Raw genomic sequence first — 18544 nt, 5'->3', positions numbered from 1 at the left:
TTATCCGAACATATCTACGAATAGCGTAGCAAGCGCCGCGGACATTCAGCGCGCACGGCGCGCTTTTGCCTCGGCGTCGGCCCATGCGCGCTGGGCGGGGGTGAGGGACTGGCTGCCCGGCCCCGTGGTCACTGCATCCTTGGTGGACGTGCCGTTCCCGGCACGCCAGGCGTGGGTAATGGCCAGGGCGAGGGCGTCAGCGGCGTCGGCCGGCCGCGGCGGCGCGTCCAGCCGGAGGATCTTGGTCACCAGTTTGGTGACGGCGTCCTTGTTGGAGGTGCCGCTTCCCGTGACGGCGGCTTTGACTTCCGACGGCGTGTGCAGCGCCACCGGGATGCCGCGGCGCGCGGCGGCCGCGATGACCACGCCGGAGGCCTGGGCCACCCCCATGACGGTGCTGACGTTTAGCTGGGAAAAGACCCGTTCAACGGCGAGGACGTGCGGTTCGTACGTGTCCAGCCACTCGTCGATCGACGTTGCGATGACGAGCAGCCGCTGGTCCAGGCTCTCCTCGGGCGAGGTTCCCACGACGCCGAACGCCACCATCGTGGCGCGCCGGTTCTTTTCGACGTCAACCACACCGATGCCGCAACGGGTGAGGCCCGGGTCAACGCCCAGGACGCGCAGCGTCACGCTGGGGCCGTCAAGACCGGGCCTCAAAATCACGGCGACGTGACAGCGTCACTCGGCTTCCAGTGCGGCCTGCACTTCGTCGCTGAGGTCGGCGTTGCTGTAGACGTTCTGGACGTCGTCGAGTTCCTCCAGGGCATCGACGAGCTTCATGAACTTCTTGGCGGCGTCGAGGTCCAACGGCACCTGCATCGAGGGCACAAACTCGGCCTCGTCGGTGTCGTATTCGATTCCCGCTTCCTTGAGCGCGTCACGGATGGCCTGCAGGTCGGTGGGCTCGGAGTGGATCTCGAAGCTGTCGCCGTTGTCCTTGACTTCCTCGGCACCGGCGTCGAGGACGGCCATCAGGACGTCGTCCTCGCTCAGGCCGTTCTTCGGCAGCGAGACGACGCCCTTGCGGCTGAAGAGGTAGCTGACCGAACCGGGGTCCGCGATCGTGCCGCCGTTGCGGGAGATGGCGAGGCGGACCTCGGAGGCGGCGCGGTTCTTGTTGTCCGTGAGGCACTCGATCAGCAGTGCGGAACCCTGCGGGCCGCGGCACTCGTACATGATCTCGGTGTAGTCGACGACCTCGCCAGTGAGGCCGGCTCCGCGCTTGATGGCGCGGTCGATGTTGTCAGCAGGCACCGAGGTCTTCTTGGCCTTGGTGACAGCGAGTTCCAGGCTCGGGTTGCCGGCAAGGTCCGGGCCGCCCATGCGCGCGGCGACTTCGATGTTCTTGATCAGCTTGGCGAAGGACTTGGCCCGTCGGCTATCGAGGATGGCCTTCTTGTGCTTGGTCGTCGCCCATTTGGAGTGGCCTGACATGCTTTACGCTTCTCCTCTGATCATTCGAATAAACAGTTCGTGCACGCGTTTTTCCCCTGTCACTTCCGGGTGGAAGGAGGTCGCCAGCAGCTGGCCGGAACGCACAGCAACAATTCTAGCCGTCCCGTCCAACGACTCGGGGTGGCCGGCTTTGGAGGGTTCCACCTGGGCCAGGACCTCGACGCCCCCGCCGACGCGCTCCACCCAGGGACCGCGGATGAAGACGGCGTGGACCGGAGCCACGGCGCCCCCGTCGGCGCTGAACTCCAGCCCCTTGAAATCGAGGTCCGTCTCGAAGGACTCCCGCTGCCGGCCGAAGGCGTTGCGGCGCACGGTGATGTCGAGCCCGCCGAAGGTCTGCTGCGGGTTCCCGGCGAGATCCGTCGCGGGGTCCGCGATTTCGTCCGCGAGCAGGATCATGCCGGCGCAGGAGCCGTAGACGGGCAGGCCGGCCCGGATGCGCTCGCGCAGCGGATCGCGGAGTCCGAAGATCCTGGAGAGCTTGTCGATCGTGGTCGACTCGCCGCCGGGGATGATGAGCCCGTCCAGGCCGTCAAGTTCGGCGGGGCGGCGGACCCCGACGCCCGAGGCGCCGGCGGCCTCAACGGCATGCAGGTGCTCCCGGAAATCGCCCTGAAGCGCCAGGACGCCGATCCGGAGGCCTGAACCCGCGCGGGATTCAGGGGAAATAGAGGGGGTGGTCATCCCCACAGCATAATGTGCCGCGCCTGCCGGGGACGCATGCGACCGGACCCGGCGTCCGGGTTCCATGCCTCTGCTGGGATATATTACAGAGCATGCTTTACTTCAGCGTTCCGCTCGGCAAGCTCGTCCGCCGGGTCTCCCGGCTCAGGGGCGGAGGCTCGGCCCTTCCCGGGCTTGTGGTCGAAAAAATCGATCCCGGCTTCATGCAACGGACACTGTCCACGCTGCCCCTGGGGGTCGCCGTCGTCAGTGGCACGAACGGGAAAACAACCACCACGAAAATGGTGGTGGAACTGCTGGAGAGCCAGGGACTGAAGGTCTTCACGAACCGCACCGGCAGCAATTTCACCCGCGGCGTGGCCGCGGCGCTCTTGGGCGAGGTGGACTGGCGCGGCCGGCTGGATGCCGACGTCGCGGTCCTGGAACTGGACGAGGCGCACGCGGTGCACTTCGTGAACAAGGTCCCGCCGCGCTACAGCCTCCTGCTCAATGTCCTCCGGGACCAGCTGGACCGGTTCGGCGAGATCGACAAGACCGCCGAGCTCCTCCAGCACATCGCCTCCCAAACCACCGGGACCGTGGTCCTGAACAGGGAAGACCCCCGCGTCGCCCGGATCGCGGCGACCCTGGACGGGCCGGAGGTGCTCTACTTCGGGCTGGACGATTCCCTCCTGAGCACCTTCCCCAACGACGACGACATGCGCGCGGCCCCGGGGAGCCCGGTCCCGGCCGCCCCCGCCCGGCCGGCCGCCGACGTCGTGCTGCGCCGCGTGGGCGTCGATGACGCCGATTTCGAGTACGACGGCGGGACGGTCACCACCGCGATGAAGCTGCGCGGCGTCTACAACATCTTCAACGCCGCCGCCGCGCTGACCCTGGCCCGGGCGATCTCAGGCGCCCGCGGCACGGGCACCGACCAGGCGGGACTGCTCACGGCCCTCTCCCAGGTGGCGCCGGCGTTCGGCCGCGGCGAGAGCCTTGTGGTCGATGGCCTGCCGCTGGAGCTGGTGCTGGTCAAGAACCCCAGCGGCTTCCGGCTCGGCCTGAAATCCTTCCCGGCCGCCGGGTATGCCACCATGATCGCCATCAATGACAACTACGCCGACGGCCGGGACATGTCCTGGCTGTGGGACGTCGAATTCGACACCCTCCGCGATGGCGGCGTGGACCAGCTCACGGGCTCCCGCGCCTACGACATGGCGCTGCGCCTGCAGTATGACGACGTCGCCGTCGGCGCCGTCGACACGGAGATCGCGCCGGCGCTGGCCGCGTTCATCCGCGGCGCCCAGGGCAAGCCGAAACGGGTCTTCTGCACGTATACGGCCATGCTGGCGATCCGCCGCGAGCTGTCCAAAATCACCACAGTGGAGGTGGTCTCATGACCCCCCAGTCCCCGGAATCGCACGAGCTCTCCTTCGGGCACGAGCTCCCGCCCGAAGACTCCGCCGCCCCGAGCAAGGGAACCATCCGGGTCCTGCAGCTCTACCCGCGGGACATGAACATCTACGGCGACTGGGGCAACGCCCTGGTCCTGGCCCAGCGGCTGCGCTGGCACGGTTACACCCCGGAACTGCTCGAATACAACGTCGGCGACCAGTTCCCCGCGGACGTGGACCTCATTGTGGGCGGCGGCGGGCAGGACAGCGGACAGCTCGTCATCCAGGATGACCTTCTCTCCCGCGAGTCCACGCTGAAGCAACTGGCCGAGGACGGCACCCCGATGCTCGTGATCTGCGGGCTCTACCAGCTCTTCGGGAAGTTCTTCAAGACGCGGCTGGGCTCGGTCATCCCGGGCATCGGCATCCTGGACGTGGAGACCCACGGCACCGACGAACGCCTGATCGGGAACGTCACCGTCTCCTCCCCCGAGTTCGGCAACATCCTCGGCTACGAGAACCACAGCGGCCAGACCACCCTGGGACCCGGCGTGCAGCCGCTCGGAACCACGGCCAAAGGCACCGGCAACAACAGCACCGACGGCCAGGAAGGCGCCCGCTACCGCAACATCGTGGCGAGCTACCTGCACGGCTCACTGCTCCCCAAGAACCCGGCCCTGGCCGACTTCCTGATCCGGACCGCCGTCGAACGCAAGTACGGAAGCTTCACGCCGGGCACACCGGACGACTCCTACGCGGTACTGGCGCGTGAACACGCCGCACGCCGGCCACGCTGATTCCCGGGCAGGCGACGGCATGCTGATTGAGCGGGACACCCCCGAGCGGGAGGACGTCCGGCAGCTTCTGGCCGGGCACCTGGCCGACATGTACGCGACCTCCCCGCCGGAGAGCGTTCACGCCCTCGATCCCGCCGCCTTGGCCGGACCAGGCATCAGCTTCTGGACCGCGCGGGGGGACTTACGGCTTCTTGGCTGCGCGGCAATGAAGCACTTGGCCACCGGCGACGGCGAGATCAAGTCGATGCGCACCGCGGAACCGGCGCGCGGGCAGGGCGTCGCCGCGGCGCTGCTCCGCCATCTCCTGGCCGAGGCCCGGACCAGCGGGTACCGTCGGCTGTTCCTGGAGACCGGCAGCCACGAGTTTTTCGCCCCCGCGCGGCGGCTGTATAACCGGCACGGCTTCGCGGAATGCCCGCCGTTCGCCGGCTACGAGCCCGATCCGCACAGCGTCTTCATGAGCCTCGACCTCACTGCCGACATCGAACAGCCGGCCGCCGCCGGGTAGCCCGTGGGCCGCCGGCCGGTGCCGGTCTGGTTCGCGTAGCTGTCCACCGGCCGGGTCTGCCATCAACGCGCCCGGACGAAAGCCAGGACGTCCCGGGGCACCCGTCTGCTGGATGCCGTCCGGACATGGCCCCATCGCTGATAGACGGTGAGGGTGCAGTCCGGGATCAGACGCGCGGTCTCCTCGATGACGGACCGAGGGAAGAACGCGTCCCGGCCGCCGCAGAGGAGCAGGACGGGCGGCCGGATCAGCGGCAGAATGGACCGCGCGTCGAAGGCCAACCCGGCCCGGGCCTCGGTCAGGACGTCCGCGCCGGGGCAGCCGGAACGGCCCATCACGCGCCTGCCGACGGCGGGTCCTACCAGCGTCCGCAGCCAGTGCGTGCGCGGACCGCGGAAGAGGTACTCCGCCAGGGCAGTCCCCGCGCCGGCCGTATCGCCGCCGGTGACGGCCGCAGCCATCCGGTGGTCCACGTCCTTGCCCCACGCGCTGAGCTCGGCCCCCGTGACCACCAAGGCGATGTGCCGGAACGACTCCGGGTGGAAGGCGGCCAGGTGCTGCCCGATCATTCCGCCGAAGGATTCGGCCACCACCAGGTCCACCCGTCCCCCGAACTCCTCGGCAATCAGCCGTGCGTAGTCCTCAGCCATGTCGGCGACCGTGTGCGACGGCGGCATGTTGCGCCGGCGGGTGACGATCCAGACGGCGTAGCCGGCCTTGAGGTAGGCATCAAACTCCCGCCGGAACAGGGCACCCAGCAGCCCCCGCGGCACGGAGCTCCCCGGCCCGCCCTGGACGAACAGCAGGGACTTCCCGCCCCGGCCCCACGTCACGTATTCCATCCCGTTGCGGAACACCCCGTTCCGCGGTGATCTTTCGTCCCCGGCCAACCCCGCCATCACCATGCCGCCCTAAGGCGTCGCTCCCGACTGCCGCAACAGTGCCGCGAACTCGGCCGGCCGGGTGGCGGGCCACCAGTGCCCGCCGTCCACCCTGGTGACTGTTACATCGTCCACCCACGCTTCGAGCCCCTCGACGAGGCCCGGCACCAGGAACGGGTCCTTCAGCGGCACGACGACGTGCACCGGAACGGTCACCCGGACCGGGGCGGCCGGTTTCCGCGGGCCGCGGAAGTTGCTGCGGTACAGGGCCAGGCCCCGGACGGGATCGTTGCCGACGTCGCGCTTTGCCGTCCTTTCGTAGCGCCGGGTCAAGAACAGCCGCCACGCGGCTTCCGGCAGGACAGGGACGAGGAACGCCCCGACATACCAGCTGCGCAGGAGCTGCCCTGTCAGCTCCGGCCAGGCCCGCGGGTTCCGGACGCGTCCTCGGATCCAGCGGGAGAAGTGCCCCAGGTCGGGGCCGGAAATGCTCGTGTAGCGGCTGATCCGGCCGGCCGCCCTGGGGTCCTGCACGGCTGCCCAGCCTTGGATCGACCCCCAGTCGTGCCCGACGAGATGGACCGCCGGGGTGCCGGCAGCGGCCAGCACGGCGAAGACGTCGTCCACGAGCGTCGTCAGTGAATAGTCCCCGTCCGGGCCGTGGACGGCGGATGCGCCGGCGTTGCGGGTGTCGTAGGCCACCACATGGTGGGTCCGGGCCAGCTCCCGGATGGCCGGCAGGAACACCCGATGGTCGTCAGGGTAGCCGTGAACCAGGAGCAGGGTGGGCACGTCCGGTCCCGGTTCCGGGCCAAACTCGAACACGGCCAGGTCGGCCCCGCGCGACGCGACGGTACGCCGCCGTTCGTTGATCATCTCCATGCCGCCCAAGCTTAGGGCTTCCGGGAAAGAATAAGCTCGTGAGCGCCCGCGGCCGCGGCGCCCATCGACTCGACCGCTGCCGTGGTGCGCCGGCGCGTGGCGGCGTCCGCCGCCGTACCTGCACAACGGCCCTGCGGCGCGTCGGCAGCCACCGAACACCAGCGGTAGGGTCCGCGGACTACCACCGACGGCGCCCAGGCCAGGTCCGAGGCAGCCCAGGCCCCGGCCGCGTCCTGGCTGAACTGCACCCGGACCAACAGGCCCTCGTTGTTGACCGCGAACGATGGCGAGAGTTCCGTGATGCCATTGCCGAGCCCGTACACAATCCACGTGCCTTTGTACTTCTCGATCGGCAGCACCGAATGGCTGTGGTGACCGTAGATCATGCTGAACTGGCCGCTGTCCACAAGCGTATGGGCGACCTCCCGCTGCTGGGCGTTCGGTTCACTGGAGTACTCATCGCCGGCGTGCATGACCCCCAGCACGATGTCCGCGCCCAATGCCCGGGCCTTGCGCGCCTTGGAAATCATTGCGGCCGGATCGAGCAGGTCGACCTGCCAGGACTGTTCGGCACGCAGCCCGTTGAGGCCGTACGTGGCATCGACGACGGCGATTCTGGCCGCTGGAGTCTGCAGGATCAGGACTCCCTGCGACTCCGCCTCGGTCCGGTATGAGCCTGAGTGCCGCAGCCCGGCGGCGTCGAGGGCGTCCAGGGTGCGGACGAGGCCAGCGGTGCCGCGGTCAACCGTGTGGTTGCTGGCCGTCGTGCAGGCCTGATAGCCCACACCCCGCACGGCGGTGATAATCTGCGGCGGTACGTTGAAGGAGGGATACCCGGAGAACGGTCCGTCCGGGCCCGCCACCGGGGTCTCCAGATGGCAGATCGCCACGTCGCTCTGCTCGATGTAGCGCCGCTGGCCCTCCAGCAACGGCCCGAAGTCCAGCCCCGCGGCACCGGCAGCGCGGGCGTCCTCGCGGGCCTGCTGCCAGAGCTGGGGGTGAACCAGCATGTCCCCGGTGACCAGGACGGAGGTGCAGCGGACGGCCGCACAGCCGGGACCCTTACCCGGCGTCGGCGTCGGCGTGCCCGACGGCGGCCCGGGGCCCTCTGCCGCTTCCCCGGTGCTGCCGGTTGCCGGCGACGGACTTGGTTCGCCTGGTCCGGCGAGGAGTCCGCAGGATGCCAACAACACCGCCAGGACAACGGCTGAGGCAACGGCGGAGGCAGCGGCAACGATCCGGCCACGCAGACCGGCACTGAGGTTCCCCATGCCGGCCATCCTACGGTGGGGGCAGCCACAACACACTGAGGCGATCGTTGAGAACCCGCGTCCTGCATGAAAGAGTCGCTTCATGACCAATCCCCTCCTGAGCCCCAGCACCCTGCCCTACGGCCTGCCGCCTTTCGCGCAGATCCAAGACGCGCACTACGCCGAGGCCGTTGAAGCCGGCCTGGCTGAGCATCTCGCCGAGATCCAGGCCATCGTGTCCGACCCGGCGGCCCCGTCTTTCGAGAACACCGCCTTGGCCATGGAACGTTCCGGCCGGCTCCTGGAACGGGCGGCCGCCTCGTTCTTCACGCTGGTTTCCGCGCACGCCTCAGATGCCATCCGCGATCTCGAGACCCGCCTTTCCCCGCTCTTTTCCGCCCACCAGGATGCGGTGTACCTCAACCGGAAGCTCTACGAACGCTTCGCGGCGCTGGACACGACCGCCCTGGACTCGGAGTCCGCCCGGCTCGTGGACGAATACCTCAAGGAGTTCCGTGCCTCGGGCATCCAGCTCGACGACGCCGGCCAGGAGCGGCTCAAGGCCGTCAACGCCGAGCTTGCCAGGCTCGGCACGGAGTTCGGGCAGCGCGTCAAGGAAGGCATGAAGTCTGCTGCCCTGCTGCTGGACGACGCTGCCGACCTCACCGGACTGCCCGACGACGACATCGCCAGCGCCGCCGAGGCCGCGCGGACCGCCGGGCACGAGGGCAAGTTCCTGCTGACGCTGATCCAGCCCAGCAACCAGCCCGCCATGGCCGCCCTTTCGAACCGGGATGTCCGCCGGCGGCTCTACGAGGCCTCGATCGGCCGCGGCAGCGACGGCGGCAGCTTCGATGTGCTCGACCTGGTCAAGGACATGGTCCGGCTCCGCGCCGAGAAGGCGAGCCTTCTGGGGTTCGCGAACTTCGCCGAGCTGACGGTGGACCGGCAGACGGCACCGGACTTCCAGGCCGTGCAGGACATGATGAGCCGGCTGGCCCCTGCCGCCGTCCGCAATGCCGACGCCGAGGCCGAGGCGCTGGCCGAGGCCGCCGGGCACCCGCTCGAGGCCTGGGACTGGGCGTACTACTCGGCCGAGGTCAAGCGTGAGCGGTACGCCGTGGACGAGCAGGCCCTGCGCCCCTACTTCGAGCTGGACCGGGTCCTGAACGACGGCGTGTTCTTCGCGGCGAATGCCTTGTACGGGATCACGTTCCACGAACGGGCGGACCTGGCCGGCTATCACCCGGACGTGCGCGTCTGGGAAGTGAAGAATTCCGACGGCACGGACCTGGGCCTTTTCCTGGGCGACTACTACACCCGCGACACCAAGCGTGGAGGCGCCTGGATGAACTCCCTCGTGGAGCAGTCCGGACTGTTGAACACCCGCCCGGTGGTGATTAACAACCTCAATATCTCCAAGCCGCCGGCCGGCGAGCCCACCCTGCTGACCCTGGACGAGCTCCGCACCACATTCCACGAGTTCGGCCATGCCCTCCACGGCCTGTTCTCCGCCGTCACCTATCCCCGGTTCTCCGGTACGAACGTGCCGCGGGACTTCGTGGAATACCCGTCGCAGGTCAACGAAATGTGGATCATGTGGCCCGAGGTCCTGGCCAACTATGCACGCCACCATGCGACCGGCGAGCCCCTGCCGCAGGACACCGTAGACAAACTCAACGCCGCGCAGCTCTGGGGCGAAGGCTTTGGCACCACGGAATACCTCGGCGCGGCCATGCTGGACCTGGCGTGGCATGTCCTGGACGGCTCCGACATCCCCGAGGATGCGGTGGAATTCGAAGCCAAGGCCCTCGCAGCGGCGGGCATCGCGCACAGCCTGATCCCGCCGCGCTACCGGACCGGCTACTTCCAGCACATATTCGCCGGCGGCTGGTATGCCGCCGGCTACTACTCCTACATCTGGAGCGAAGTCCTGGACGCCGACACCGTGGAATGGTTCAAGGAACACGGCGGCCTCAGCCGCGACAACGGCAACTTCTTCCGGGCGGAGCTGCTCTCCCGCGGCAACAGCCGGGACCCGCTGGAGTCATTCCGTGCCTTCCGCGGCCGGGACGCGGACCTCGAACCGCTGCTGAAGCGCCGCGGCCTCGACTAACCCTTCATCGGTTGCTCCGCAGGCGCCCTTTTGAAGCTTGATAAGGGCGTTTGCGGAGCAATCGATGGGGTTAACGCACGACGGCGGCGAGTCACCCAGGAAAGGTGACTCGCCGCCGTCGACGCTAATGCCGTAGTACTGCCGGGTTACCAGCCGCGCTCTGCGAGGCGGTGGGGCTGCGGGATCTCGTCGACGTTGATGCCGACCATGGCCTCGCCCAGGCCGCGGGAGGCCTTGGCGATCTCGTCCGGGTCGTCGTAGAAAGTGGTGGCCTTCACGACGGCGGCGGCACGCTGGGCCGGGTTGCCGGACTTGAAGATGCCGGAGCCGACGAACACGCCGTCGGCGCCGAGCTGCATCATCATCGCGGCGTCGGCGGGGGTGGCGATGCCGCCGGCGGTGAACAGGACCACCGGGAGCTTGCCGGTCGCGGCGACTTCCTTGACCAGTTCGTACGGGGCCTGCAGTTCCTTGGCCGCGACGTAGAGCTCGTCCTCGGGCATGGAGGCGAGCTTCTTGATCTCGGCGCGGATCTGGCGCATGTGGGTCGTGGCGTTGGAGACGTCCCCGGTGCCGGCCTCACCCTTGGAGCGGATCATCGCCGCACCCTCGTTGATGCGGCGCAGGGCCTCACCCAGGTTGGTCGCACCGCAGACAAAGGGAACCGTGAACTTCCACTTGTCGATGTGGTTGGTGTAGTCGGCCGGGGTCAGGACCTCGGACTCGTCGATGTAGTCCACGCCCAGGGACTGCAGGACCTGTGCCTCGACGAAGTGCCCGATCCGGGCCTTGGCCATGACCGGCACGGATACGGCCGCGATGATCTTGTCGATCATGTCCGGGTCGGACATGCGGGACACGCCGCCCTGGGCACGGATATCGGCCGGAACACGTTCCAGCGCCATCACGGCCACGGCACCGGCGTCTTCGGCGATGCGGGCCTGCTCGGCGTTGACGACGTCCATGATGACGCCGCCCTTGAGCATCTCCGCCATGCCGCGCTTGACGCGGCTGCTGCCCGTGACGTTCTTCGCGGACGCGCCGGCTTCGCTGCTTACATCAGGTGTAGACACAAAAACCCCTATGGGTAGATAGATGACCTCGCCGGAGCGCGGACGGCACGTTCATGACGTGCCTCGCACACACCGGATTACCGGATCCATTGGCCGGTAAAGCTAATACTAGCCCCCGGCCGGGGCGCGGCAGAATTCTGGTTACAGTAGCCCAAATGCGCCCGGGGCCGGGGATTCTGCCCGCCCGCCGGGACGCCGCGCGGCCTGCTCAGGCGGCGCGTTCGGAGGCGGTGCCGTCCGGTTCCTCCAGCGATTGGCGGTGGACGGTCATGATGCGCTGGATCACGGTGACCAGGCTCGCCGTCGCGAGGAGGCACAGGGTCACGAAAAGCACCACGGAGGGCAGGCCCAGTCCGGTGAGTCCCGTGACCACCAGCACGGACACGAGCCGCTCGGCGCGCTCCGCGATGCCGACGTTGGCGTGAAAACCCAGGGCCTCGGCCTTGGCCCGGGCGTAGGAGACCACCATGCCCAGCACGAGGCAGACGACGGCGGCAATGGCGATCGGCGGATTGGTGCCTCCCGTGAAGAACCAGACGGCGACGCCAGCGAACAGAGCGCCGTCGGCCACGCGGTCCAGGGTGGAGTCCAGAAAGTTGCCCCACCGGCCGCCGCGATGCTGCATCCGGGCCATGATGCCATCGATGACGTCGGAGAAAATGAAGGCCGTGATGAACAGGGTTCCCCAGAAGAGCTGGCCCAGCGGGTAGAACACGAGCGCGCCGACCACCACACCCAGCGTGCCCACCACGGTGACGGCGTCCGGGGAGACGCCGATCTTCAGCAGCCAGCGGGCCACCGGAGAAAACAGCGCGGTAAAAAACCCGCGCGCGTGCCTGTTAAGCATCCTGCTCCCCGGCCGCCTCTTGCTCCGCGGGCATTTCCTGCGGCCAGGCGTCGGCCACCTGCTGGCGAACTTCGCCGAGCGTCTGGGTGATCGCCTTGGTCTGGGCAATGATGGGGAAGAAATTGCCGTCCCCGCCCCAGCGCGGCACCACATGCTGGTGCAGGTGGCCGGCGATACCCGCCCCGCCGGTGACGCCCTGGTTCATGCCTAGATTGAAGCCGGTCGGGTTGGCGACCTTCCGCAACACCCGCATGGCCGTCTGGGTCAACTCGGCGAATTCCGCCGTTTCCTCGACCGTGAGATCGGTGTAATCGGGGATGTGCCGGTAGGGGCATATCAGCAGGTGACCCGGGTTGTACGGGAAGAGGTTCAGCACCACGTAGCTGGTCCGTCCCCGGTACACGATCAGGGAGTCCTCGTCCTCCCGCTCGGGCGCGACGCAGAACGGGCAGTCATCCACGTTCTTGAACTGGTGCTGGCCCCCCTTGATGTACGCCATCCGGTGCGGGGTCCACAGACGCTGAAAAGCGTCCGGGACCCCGGCCAGGCCGAAGTCGTCCGTCACGGCGTGGTCGCCCGGATACTCCGGCCCGGCCCCTGTGGATTCCTGCACGCGCTGCCCTTCCGTCTGCCTAGCTGGTCCGGTTGCGGACAGCGTCGACGATCCGCTGGACGGCTTCGGCGACGGGCACGCCGTTGTCCTGGCTGCCGTCACGGAAGCGGAAGGACACGGCTCCCGCCTCGGCGTCGTCTCCGCCGGCGATCAGCACGAACGGGATCTTGTCCTTGCTGGCCGTGCGGATCTTCTTGGGGAAGCGGTCCGAGGAGATGTCCACCTCGGCACGGATGCCGGCCGCCTTGAGCTGGCCGACGACGTCGAACATGTAGTCGTTGAAGGCCTCCGCCACCGGGATGCCCACCACCTGCACGGGAGCCAGCCAGGCCGGGAAGGCGCCGGCGTAGTGCTCGGTCAGCACGCCCATGAAGCGCTCCACCGAGCCGAACAGGGCACGGTGGATCATCACGGGCCGCTGGCGGGTGCCGTCGGCGGCCTGGAACTCGAGCTCGAAGCGTTCGGGCAGGTTGAAGTCCAGCTGGATGGTGGACATCTGCCAGGTGCGGCCGAGCGCGTCCTTGGCCTGGACCGAGATCTTGGGGCCGTAGAACGCGGCTCCGCCCGGATCCGGGACCAGCTCCAGGCCGGAGGCTTCGGCCACCTCGGCGAGGGTGCGGGTGGCTTCCTCCCACGTGGCGTCGTCGCCGACAAACTTGTCCGGGTTCTTGGTGGAAAGCTCGAGGTAGAAGTCGTCCAGGCCGTAGTCCTTGAGCAGCCCGAGGACGAAGTTCAGCGTGGTGGTGAGCTCGTCCTTCATCTGCTCGCGGGTGCAGTAGATGTGGGCGTCGTCCTGGGTCATGCCCCGGACGCGGGTCAGGCCGTGGACCACGCCGGACTTCTCGTAGCGGTAGACCGAGCCGAATTCGAAGAGCCGCAGCGGCAGTTCGCGGTACGAGCGCCCCCGGGACCTGAAGATCAGGTTGTGCATGGGGCAGTTCATCGGCTTGAGGTAGTAGTCCTGGCCCGGCTTGCGGACCGTGCCGTCCTCGTTCAGTTCCGCGTCGATGTGCATGGCCGGGAACATGCCCTCGCGGTACCAGTCCAGGTGGCCGGAGACCTCATAGAGGTGGCCCTTGGTGATGTGCGGGGTGTAGACGAACTCGTAGCCGGCATCGACGTGGCGCTGCCGGGAGTAGTCCTCCATGGCCTTGCGGATGATGCCGCCCTTGGGGTGGAAGACCGGCAGGCCGGAGCCGAGCTCGTCCGGGAAGGAGAACAGGTCCAGTTCCGCGCCGAGTTTGCGGTGGTCGCGGCGCTCGGCCTCGGCGATGCGCTCCTGGTAGGCCTTGAGCGCATCCTTGGTGGGCCAGGCGGTGCCGTAGATGCGCTGCAGCTGCTGGTTGTTCTGATTGCCCAGCCAGTAGGCGGCCGAGGACCGGGTCAGGGCGAAGGCATTGGAGATCAGCTTGGTGTTCGGCAGGTGCGGTCCGCGGCACAGATCGCACCAGATGCTGTCCCCGCTCTTGCGGTCCACGTTGTCGTAGATGGTGAGGTCGCCGGCGCCCACCTCGACGTTGACGCCCTCTCCGGCGTCGGCGGCGTCGTTCTTCTTGCCCAGGAGCTCAAGCTTGTAGGGCTCGTCCTTCATCGCCTCGCGGGCCTCGTCCTCGGTGACGACGCGGCGCACGAACTTCTGATTCTGGTTGATGATCTTCTGCATCATCTTTTCCAGGGCCTTCAGGTCTTCCGGGGTGAACGGTTCCGCGACGTCGAAGTCGAAGTAGAAGCCGTCAGTGATGTAGGGGCCGATGCCGAGCTTCGCGTCGGGGCGCAGCTGCTGCACGGCCTGGGCCATGACGTGGGCCGTGGAGTGGCGCAGGACGTTGAGCCCGTCCGGGGAATCAATGGTGATGGCCTCGACCGTGGCGTTCTCGGGAAGGGGCTGGTCCAGGTCCTTCAACTCGCCGTTGACGCGGGCCACAACAACATCGCGGCGCTCAAAGAAGAGTTCCGCGCCGGTGGTCCCGGTAGTCACCTTGGTCTCTTCGCCGTCGACGAGAAGGGTGATCTGCTGGGCATCTGACACGGGTGTCTCCTATTCAAAGTTAAGGCTTCGTAGCTTGTGGCGTACGGGGACCACAGCCAGCCTCGTCCATGCTATCGGTTTCTCCAGAGGCCAACCAACGCGCCACGGGTGCGGTGGCGCCGCAGGCGCAACGCTATTGCGGCCGCGCCGCGGGCCGGTCAGCCGCCCAGCCCGGTAATGGCGAGGTTCCGGCTGATCCCGTCCAGGGGGCCGGGCACGGGGCCGGGCAGCTCCGGCCCGGGATAGGCGGGGGCGCCCGGCGCCGCTTCCGGAAACGGCAGGGTTTCGGGGCGGCTGAGGTCCCAGGCCATGGAGGCGCTGATGCTGATCCCCCGCGGCCCGGTCCGGCGGGTGGTGCCGCGGATCAGCAGCAAACGGGTCCCGAACAGCAAGGACCCGGACTGCTCCTGCGCCTCGTGGAAGAAGACCGAATCCACGCAGCCCGTGCCGTCGTCGACGCTGATGAACACCACCCGGCGGCCGCCGCGCATGGGCGGGGTCTGGGTCGCCACCCGCACCCCGGCGACCAGCACCTCCGTGCCGTTGCGCAGTCCCAGCAACTTGTCCGCGGTGGTGACGCCGAGCCGGTCCAACAGCGGACGGTGGCTGGTCATGAGATGCTCGCTGACGTCCACGGCCATGAGGTCCAGTTCCGCCCGCACGTTGTCCACCATGCTGGGCGCGGGCAGCACCGCCTTGAGGTTCTTCAGCTCCACGTCACCCAGCGGCAACGCCAACTGGCCCTCAATGACCTCCACGCCCTTCCGGTGCGGGCGGGTCTGGAGCTTTTGCAGGTGCTGGACCAGATCCGCCCGGTTCGCCGCTCCCCCGGACGCCCGGTGCAGGGTGTCGAAGGCGCCCAGCTGGGCCAAGCGCTGGATACTCGGCCTGCTCAGCCGCGACCGGGCGCGCAGGTCCGCCAGGGAATCGTAGGGCTGGCCGGCCACAATCCGCTTCAGTTCGGCGGCGGAGAGCCCGAAGATGCCGTTCAGGCTCAGCCGGATGCCCAGCTTGCCCCGGTCCGGCCCGGATTCCACCCGTTCCACCCGGTACTCGGCCTGGCTCCGGTTGATGTCGAGGGGAAGGATGGGGATGCCCAGCCGGCGCGCCTCGGCCACGAGCAGGCGTTTGGGGTACATGCCGGGGTCATGCTCCCAGAGTCCGGCCAGGAAGGCCTCCGGGTGGTGCGCCTTGAGCCAGGCCGACTGGTAGGTGGGCACGGCGAAGGCGGCTCCGTGGGCCTTGCAGAACCCGAAGCTGCCAAAGGCCTTCAGCGTGCCCCAGACCTTGTCCACCACCTCGGGGCTGTAGTTCCGGGCCCGCGCCTCCTTCCGGAAGAACTCCTCCACCTTGGCTTCCAGGACGTCGTTGCCCAGTGCCCGGCGGAATTCGTCGGCGCGCGCCAGCCCGCATCCGGTCATGACGTCGAAGGTTTTGAGGATTTGTTCGTGGAAGACGGTGACCCCGTGGGTCTCCTTGAGGACCGGTTTGAGGTCGGGGTGCGGGTAGACCTCGGGGGCGAATCCGTGCCGGTGCTCCAGGAAGGGCCGGACCATGTCGGATTTCATCGGGCCGGGGCGGAACAGCGAGATGTCAATGATGAGATCGTTGAATTCCCGGGGTGCCATCTTGCCGATCAGTTCGCGCTGGCCCGGGGATTCGATCTGGAAACAGCCCAGGGTGTGGGTGCTGCGGATCAGTTCAAAGGTCGGTTCGTCATCGAGCGGGACCGCGTTGAGGTCGATGTGCCCGTCCTCGGCAATGTAATCCGGGCCCGTCCCGTCCGGACCGGCCTGATGTGCGCCGGCGGCCACTACCTCGGCCTTGGAGGGGTGGAGCCGGATGACCTCCCGGACGGCGAAGGCCATGGCGCTCTGCATCCTGACGCCCAGGACATCGAGTTTGAGCATGCCCATGGGGTCCATGTCGTGCTTGTCGAACTGGCTCATGGGCAGGCCCAGGCCGCTGGGCTGCACGGGGGTGCGGTCCAGCAGGGTGGCATCGCCGAGGATTACGCCGCACGGGTGCATGGAGATGTGGCGGGGCAGCCGGTCCAGCCGTTCCGTGAGGTCCACCAGCAGGTCCAGCTGCTGGTTTTCGGTGAAGCCGCGCTGCTCCACCCGGTCGGCGAATTCCTTCAGCTCGGGTTTCTCCACAAGGGCTTCGCGGAAGTGCCTGGCCGAGAACCGCCACAGCTGCTTGGCGATTTCCCCGACCTCGCCGTCGTCCATGCCCAGGGCCAGGCCGGCGTCCCGCACGGCACCGCGAGCGCGGTAGCCGTTTTGCATGCTCATCAGCGTGACGCGTTCGGCTCCGAAGCGCTCAAAGATCTTCCGGTAGACGTTGTGCCGTTCGGCGCTTTCGACGTCGATGTCGATGTCGGGCAGCGTGGCGCGGTCACGGGAGAGGAAGCGTTCAAAGATGAGGTCGTGCTGGAGCGGGTTCACCTGGCTGATGTCGATCAGGTAGTTGACCAGGCTGGAGGCGCCCGAACCGCGGGCGGCAGCCCGGACGCCCATGGCCAGGATCATCCGTGAGACTTCGGCGACGGTCAGGAAGTAGGAGGCGAAGCCCAGCGAGTCGATGATCCGGAGCTCGTGTTCCAGCCGGGTTCGCATCTGCTGTTCCCGCTGCCCGGAGATTCCCGGGAAGCGGCGGCCGATGCCGGCCTCACAGCGCAGGGTCAGCTCTGCGAGCGCGTCGCCGGCGATCCCGATCACGGAGGCTTCCGGGACCACGGGCTGCTTCCAGCCCATGTCGGCCACGGGGTCCATGCGGCAGCGGTCCGCGAGCGCCTCGGTCTGGGCGAGGAGCCGTTTGAGGTCCGCCGTGCCGTACCCGGCGGCATGGATGATCTCCTTGGCCAGTTCGAGCATCCGGGCCGCCGATTTGAGCCAGCCCTGCCCGTTGGGCTGCAGCAGCGGGGCGGCGGAGAGCTCGGGCAGGGATTTGAGCGTCCGGGCGGAGTCCAGCACGTCGGCCGTGGCCGCGCCGTCCTCGGCGACATACCGCACGGCGTTACTCAGCACGGCGGGCACCCCGTGTTCCGCGGCGAGTTTGAGCATGCGCACCGCGTGGGCGGTGCTCAGCGGTTCCCCGGGCGGACTGAGCTGGGAAACGACCTCCGCCGCCAGCGTCCCGGGGGGCATGGCATCCAGCCAGCGTTTGAACAGGGTGCGGGGCCGCAGGTACCGCCGGCCGCCCATGGCACGGCCGACGTCGGAGTCCGGACCGATCAGCACCGTCAGGACCGGCTGCAGGGTTTCCGGGTCCAGGGTGCGGGAGGCCAGTTCGGCCCGGGTGACGGCCACCGGAACCGCTCCCTGCGCCTTGCCCGTGGTGCGGGCATGGGCGTCGGAGATCAGCCGGCACAGCGCCCGGTAACCGGCGCCGTTGTTGTGCCCGTGCGCCAGCACGACGACGCGTCCCCCGAGCTGGGTGCGGAGGTCGCCGTCGTCGTCAAAGACCGCGAGGTCCACCCCGACGATCGCGTCCAGCCCGGCGGCCATGCACGCCTTCAGGTGCTTGACGGTTCCGTACAGCCCGTCACGGTCCGTGCAGGCCAGTGCTGTGGCGCCGTCGGCGGCTGCGGCCGCGGCCAGCTCCTCCGGCCATGAGACGCCGTAGTGGGCGCTGAAGGCGGTGGAGACGTGCAGATGGGTGAAGCTCATGCTGTTTCGGGCTTCCGGTGGGGCTGCAGGGCGTCGTGGATTCGCACGAGCCGCCACCGGCCGCTGCTGACGTGCCGGCTCAGGTCAAGGGTGAGGGTGGGCTCCGCCGCGTCCTCCCCGGCGGCACGCACCTGGACCCGCCAGATCTCGTGGTCCACCAGGCCCGGACCGCTCCCGAGGGGCGCCCGGCTTTCCTCCGTCCACCACTGGCGGCGTTCATACCAGCGGACCGGTTCCGCGCAGACCGTGTAGTGCCGGCCCGCCCAGTCGAGCCGCAGGGGCTGCCCGGAGGGCGTGCAGGCGACATCCACGGACTCGCTGAACATGCCCACGTTGCCTCCCGACCCAGTCCGGGCTGG

At 68.3% G+C, this 18544-nt stretch carries 16 protein-coding genes; 4 read left to right on the top strand and 12 right to left on the bottom strand.

Annotated elements, in window-relative coordinates; translation table 11 throughout:
• Positions 1 to 45: 45 nt before the first annotated feature.
• The 3 genes from ruvC to pdxT are packed head-to-tail and all read right to left on the bottom strand — an operon-like array spanning position 46 to position 2142.
• Positions 46 to 633, bottom strand: coding sequence for a crossover junction endodeoxyribonuclease RuvC (gene ruvC / locus BLR03_RS10590; protein WP_091252422.1), 588 nt, complete (start codon positions 631 to 633; stop codon positions 46 to 48).
• A gap of 48 nt (positions 634 to 681) precedes the next feature.
• The gene (locus BLR03_RS10585; RefSeq protein ID WP_091252341.1) at positions 682 to 1437 is read right to left on the bottom strand and encodes a YebC/PmpR family DNA-binding transcriptional regulator; all 756 of its coding nucleotides are present in this window, start codon (positions 1435 to 1437) and stop codon (positions 682 to 684) included.
• Positions 1438 to 1440: 3 nt separating this feature from the next.
• Positions 1441 to 2142 (bottom strand): pyridoxal 5'-phosphate synthase glutaminase subunit PdxT, encoded by a 702-nt coding sequence (gene pdxT, locus BLR03_RS10580; protein ID WP_091252339.1) that lies wholly within the window; start codon positions 2140 to 2142, stop codon positions 1441 to 1443.
• A gap of 92 nt (positions 2143 to 2234) precedes the next feature.
• On the opposite strand from pdxT, the gene BLR03_RS10575 reads away from it, so the two are divergent.
• From BLR03_RS10575 to BLR03_RS10565, 3 genes are read left to right on the top strand one after another with little or no spacing between them, the layout of a single operon-like run.
• A complete protein-coding gene (locus tag BLR03_RS10575; RefSeq protein ID WP_091252337.1) occupies positions 2235 to 3524 on the top strand; it encodes a Mur ligase family protein in 1290 nt (429 codons plus the stop codon).
• Positions 3521 to 4315, top strand: coding sequence for a type 1 glutamine amidotransferase (locus tag BLR03_RS10570; protein WP_302846585.1), 795 nt, complete (start codon positions 3521 to 3523; stop codon positions 4313 to 4315). The genes BLR03_RS10575 and BLR03_RS10570 overlap by 4 nt, the downstream gene beginning before the upstream one ends.
• Before the next feature lie 19 nt (positions 4316 to 4334).
• Positions 4335 to 4823, top strand: a complete 489-nt coding sequence (locus BLR03_RS10565) for a GNAT family N-acetyltransferase (protein ID WP_091252414.1) — start codon at positions 4335 to 4337, stop codon at positions 4821 to 4823.
• Between the two features lie 62 nt (positions 4824 to 4885).
• On the opposite strand, the gene BLR03_RS10560 is transcribed toward BLR03_RS10565, so the two are convergent.
• The 3 genes from BLR03_RS10560 to BLR03_RS10550 form a co-directional block, all read right to left on the bottom strand.
• On the bottom strand, positions 4886 to 5665 hold the full coding sequence (locus BLR03_RS10560; protein ID WP_175460489.1) for an alpha/beta fold hydrolase: 780 nt from the start codon (positions 5663 to 5665) through the stop codon (positions 4886 to 4888).
• Between the two features lie 69 nt (positions 5666 to 5734).
• On the bottom strand, positions 5735 to 6586 hold the full coding sequence (locus BLR03_RS10555; protein WP_254788375.1) for an alpha/beta fold hydrolase: 852 nt from the start codon (positions 6584 to 6586) through the stop codon (positions 5735 to 5737).
• A gap of 11 nt (positions 6587 to 6597) precedes the next feature.
• Entirely contained in the window at positions 6598 to 7857 is a 1260-nt protein-coding gene (locus BLR03_RS10550; RefSeq protein ID WP_091252333.1) for a CapA family protein, read from the bottom strand.
• 82 nt (positions 7858 to 7939) lie between these two features.
• On the opposite strand from BLR03_RS10550, the gene BLR03_RS10545 reads away from it, so the two are divergent.
• On the top strand, positions 7940 to 9952 hold the full coding sequence (locus BLR03_RS10545; protein ID WP_091252331.1) for a M3 family metallopeptidase: 2013 nt from the start codon (positions 7940 to 7942) through the stop codon (positions 9950 to 9952).
• A 146-nt stretch (positions 9953 to 10098) separates the two neighbouring features.
• On the opposite strand, the gene pdxS is transcribed toward BLR03_RS10545, so the two are convergent.
• From pdxS to BLR03_RS10515, 6 genes are all read right to left on the bottom strand, one after another.
• On the bottom strand, positions 10099 to 11025 hold the full coding sequence (pdxS, locus tag BLR03_RS10540) for a pyridoxal 5'-phosphate synthase lyase subunit PdxS (RefSeq protein WP_091252329.1): 927 nt from the start codon (positions 11023 to 11025) through the stop codon (positions 10099 to 10101).
• A gap of 208 nt (positions 11026 to 11233) precedes the next feature.
• On the bottom strand, positions 11234 to 11872 hold the full coding sequence (gene pgsA / locus BLR03_RS10535; RefSeq protein WP_091252327.1) for a phosphatidylinositol phosphate synthase: 639 nt from the start codon (positions 11870 to 11872) through the stop codon (positions 11234 to 11236).
• Complete coding sequence (locus tag BLR03_RS10530; RefSeq protein ID WP_091252325.1) at positions 11865 to 12485, bottom strand: HIT family protein; 621 nt, start codon at positions 12483 to 12485, stop codon at positions 11865 to 11867. Before BLR03_RS10530 ends, pgsA begins: the two co-directional genes overlap by 8 nt.
• Before the next feature lie 19 nt (positions 12486 to 12504).
• Positions 12505 to 14514 carry a threonine--tRNA ligase gene (gene thrS, locus BLR03_RS10525; protein WP_091252323.1) on the bottom strand — a complete coding sequence of 670 codons (2010 nt, stop codon included), beginning with the start codon at positions 14512 to 14514 and terminating at the stop codon, positions 12505 to 12507.
• 158 nt (positions 14515 to 14672) lie between these two features.
• Entirely contained in the window at positions 14673 to 18185 is a 3513-nt protein-coding gene (locus BLR03_RS10520) for a DNA polymerase III subunit alpha (RefSeq protein WP_091252321.1), read from the bottom strand.
• Positions 18182 to 18517 carry a DUF6504 family protein gene (locus BLR03_RS10515; protein ID WP_091252320.1) on the bottom strand — a complete coding sequence of 112 codons (336 nt, stop codon included), beginning with the start codon at positions 18515 to 18517 and terminating at the stop codon, positions 18182 to 18184. The genes BLR03_RS10520 and BLR03_RS10515 overlap by 4 nt, the downstream gene beginning before the upstream one ends.
• Between the last annotated feature and the right edge of the window lie 27 nt (positions 18518 to 18544).

Origin of the sequence: Arthrobacter sp. ok909, from assembly GCF_900104405.1 — a bacterium.
Classification (GTDB): Bacteria; Actinomycetota; Actinomycetes; order Actinomycetales; family Micrococcaceae; genus Arthrobacter; species Arthrobacter humicola.
Note: the sequence above shows the minus strand (reverse complement) of the source record. Positions and strands in the feature narration are given on the sequence as shown.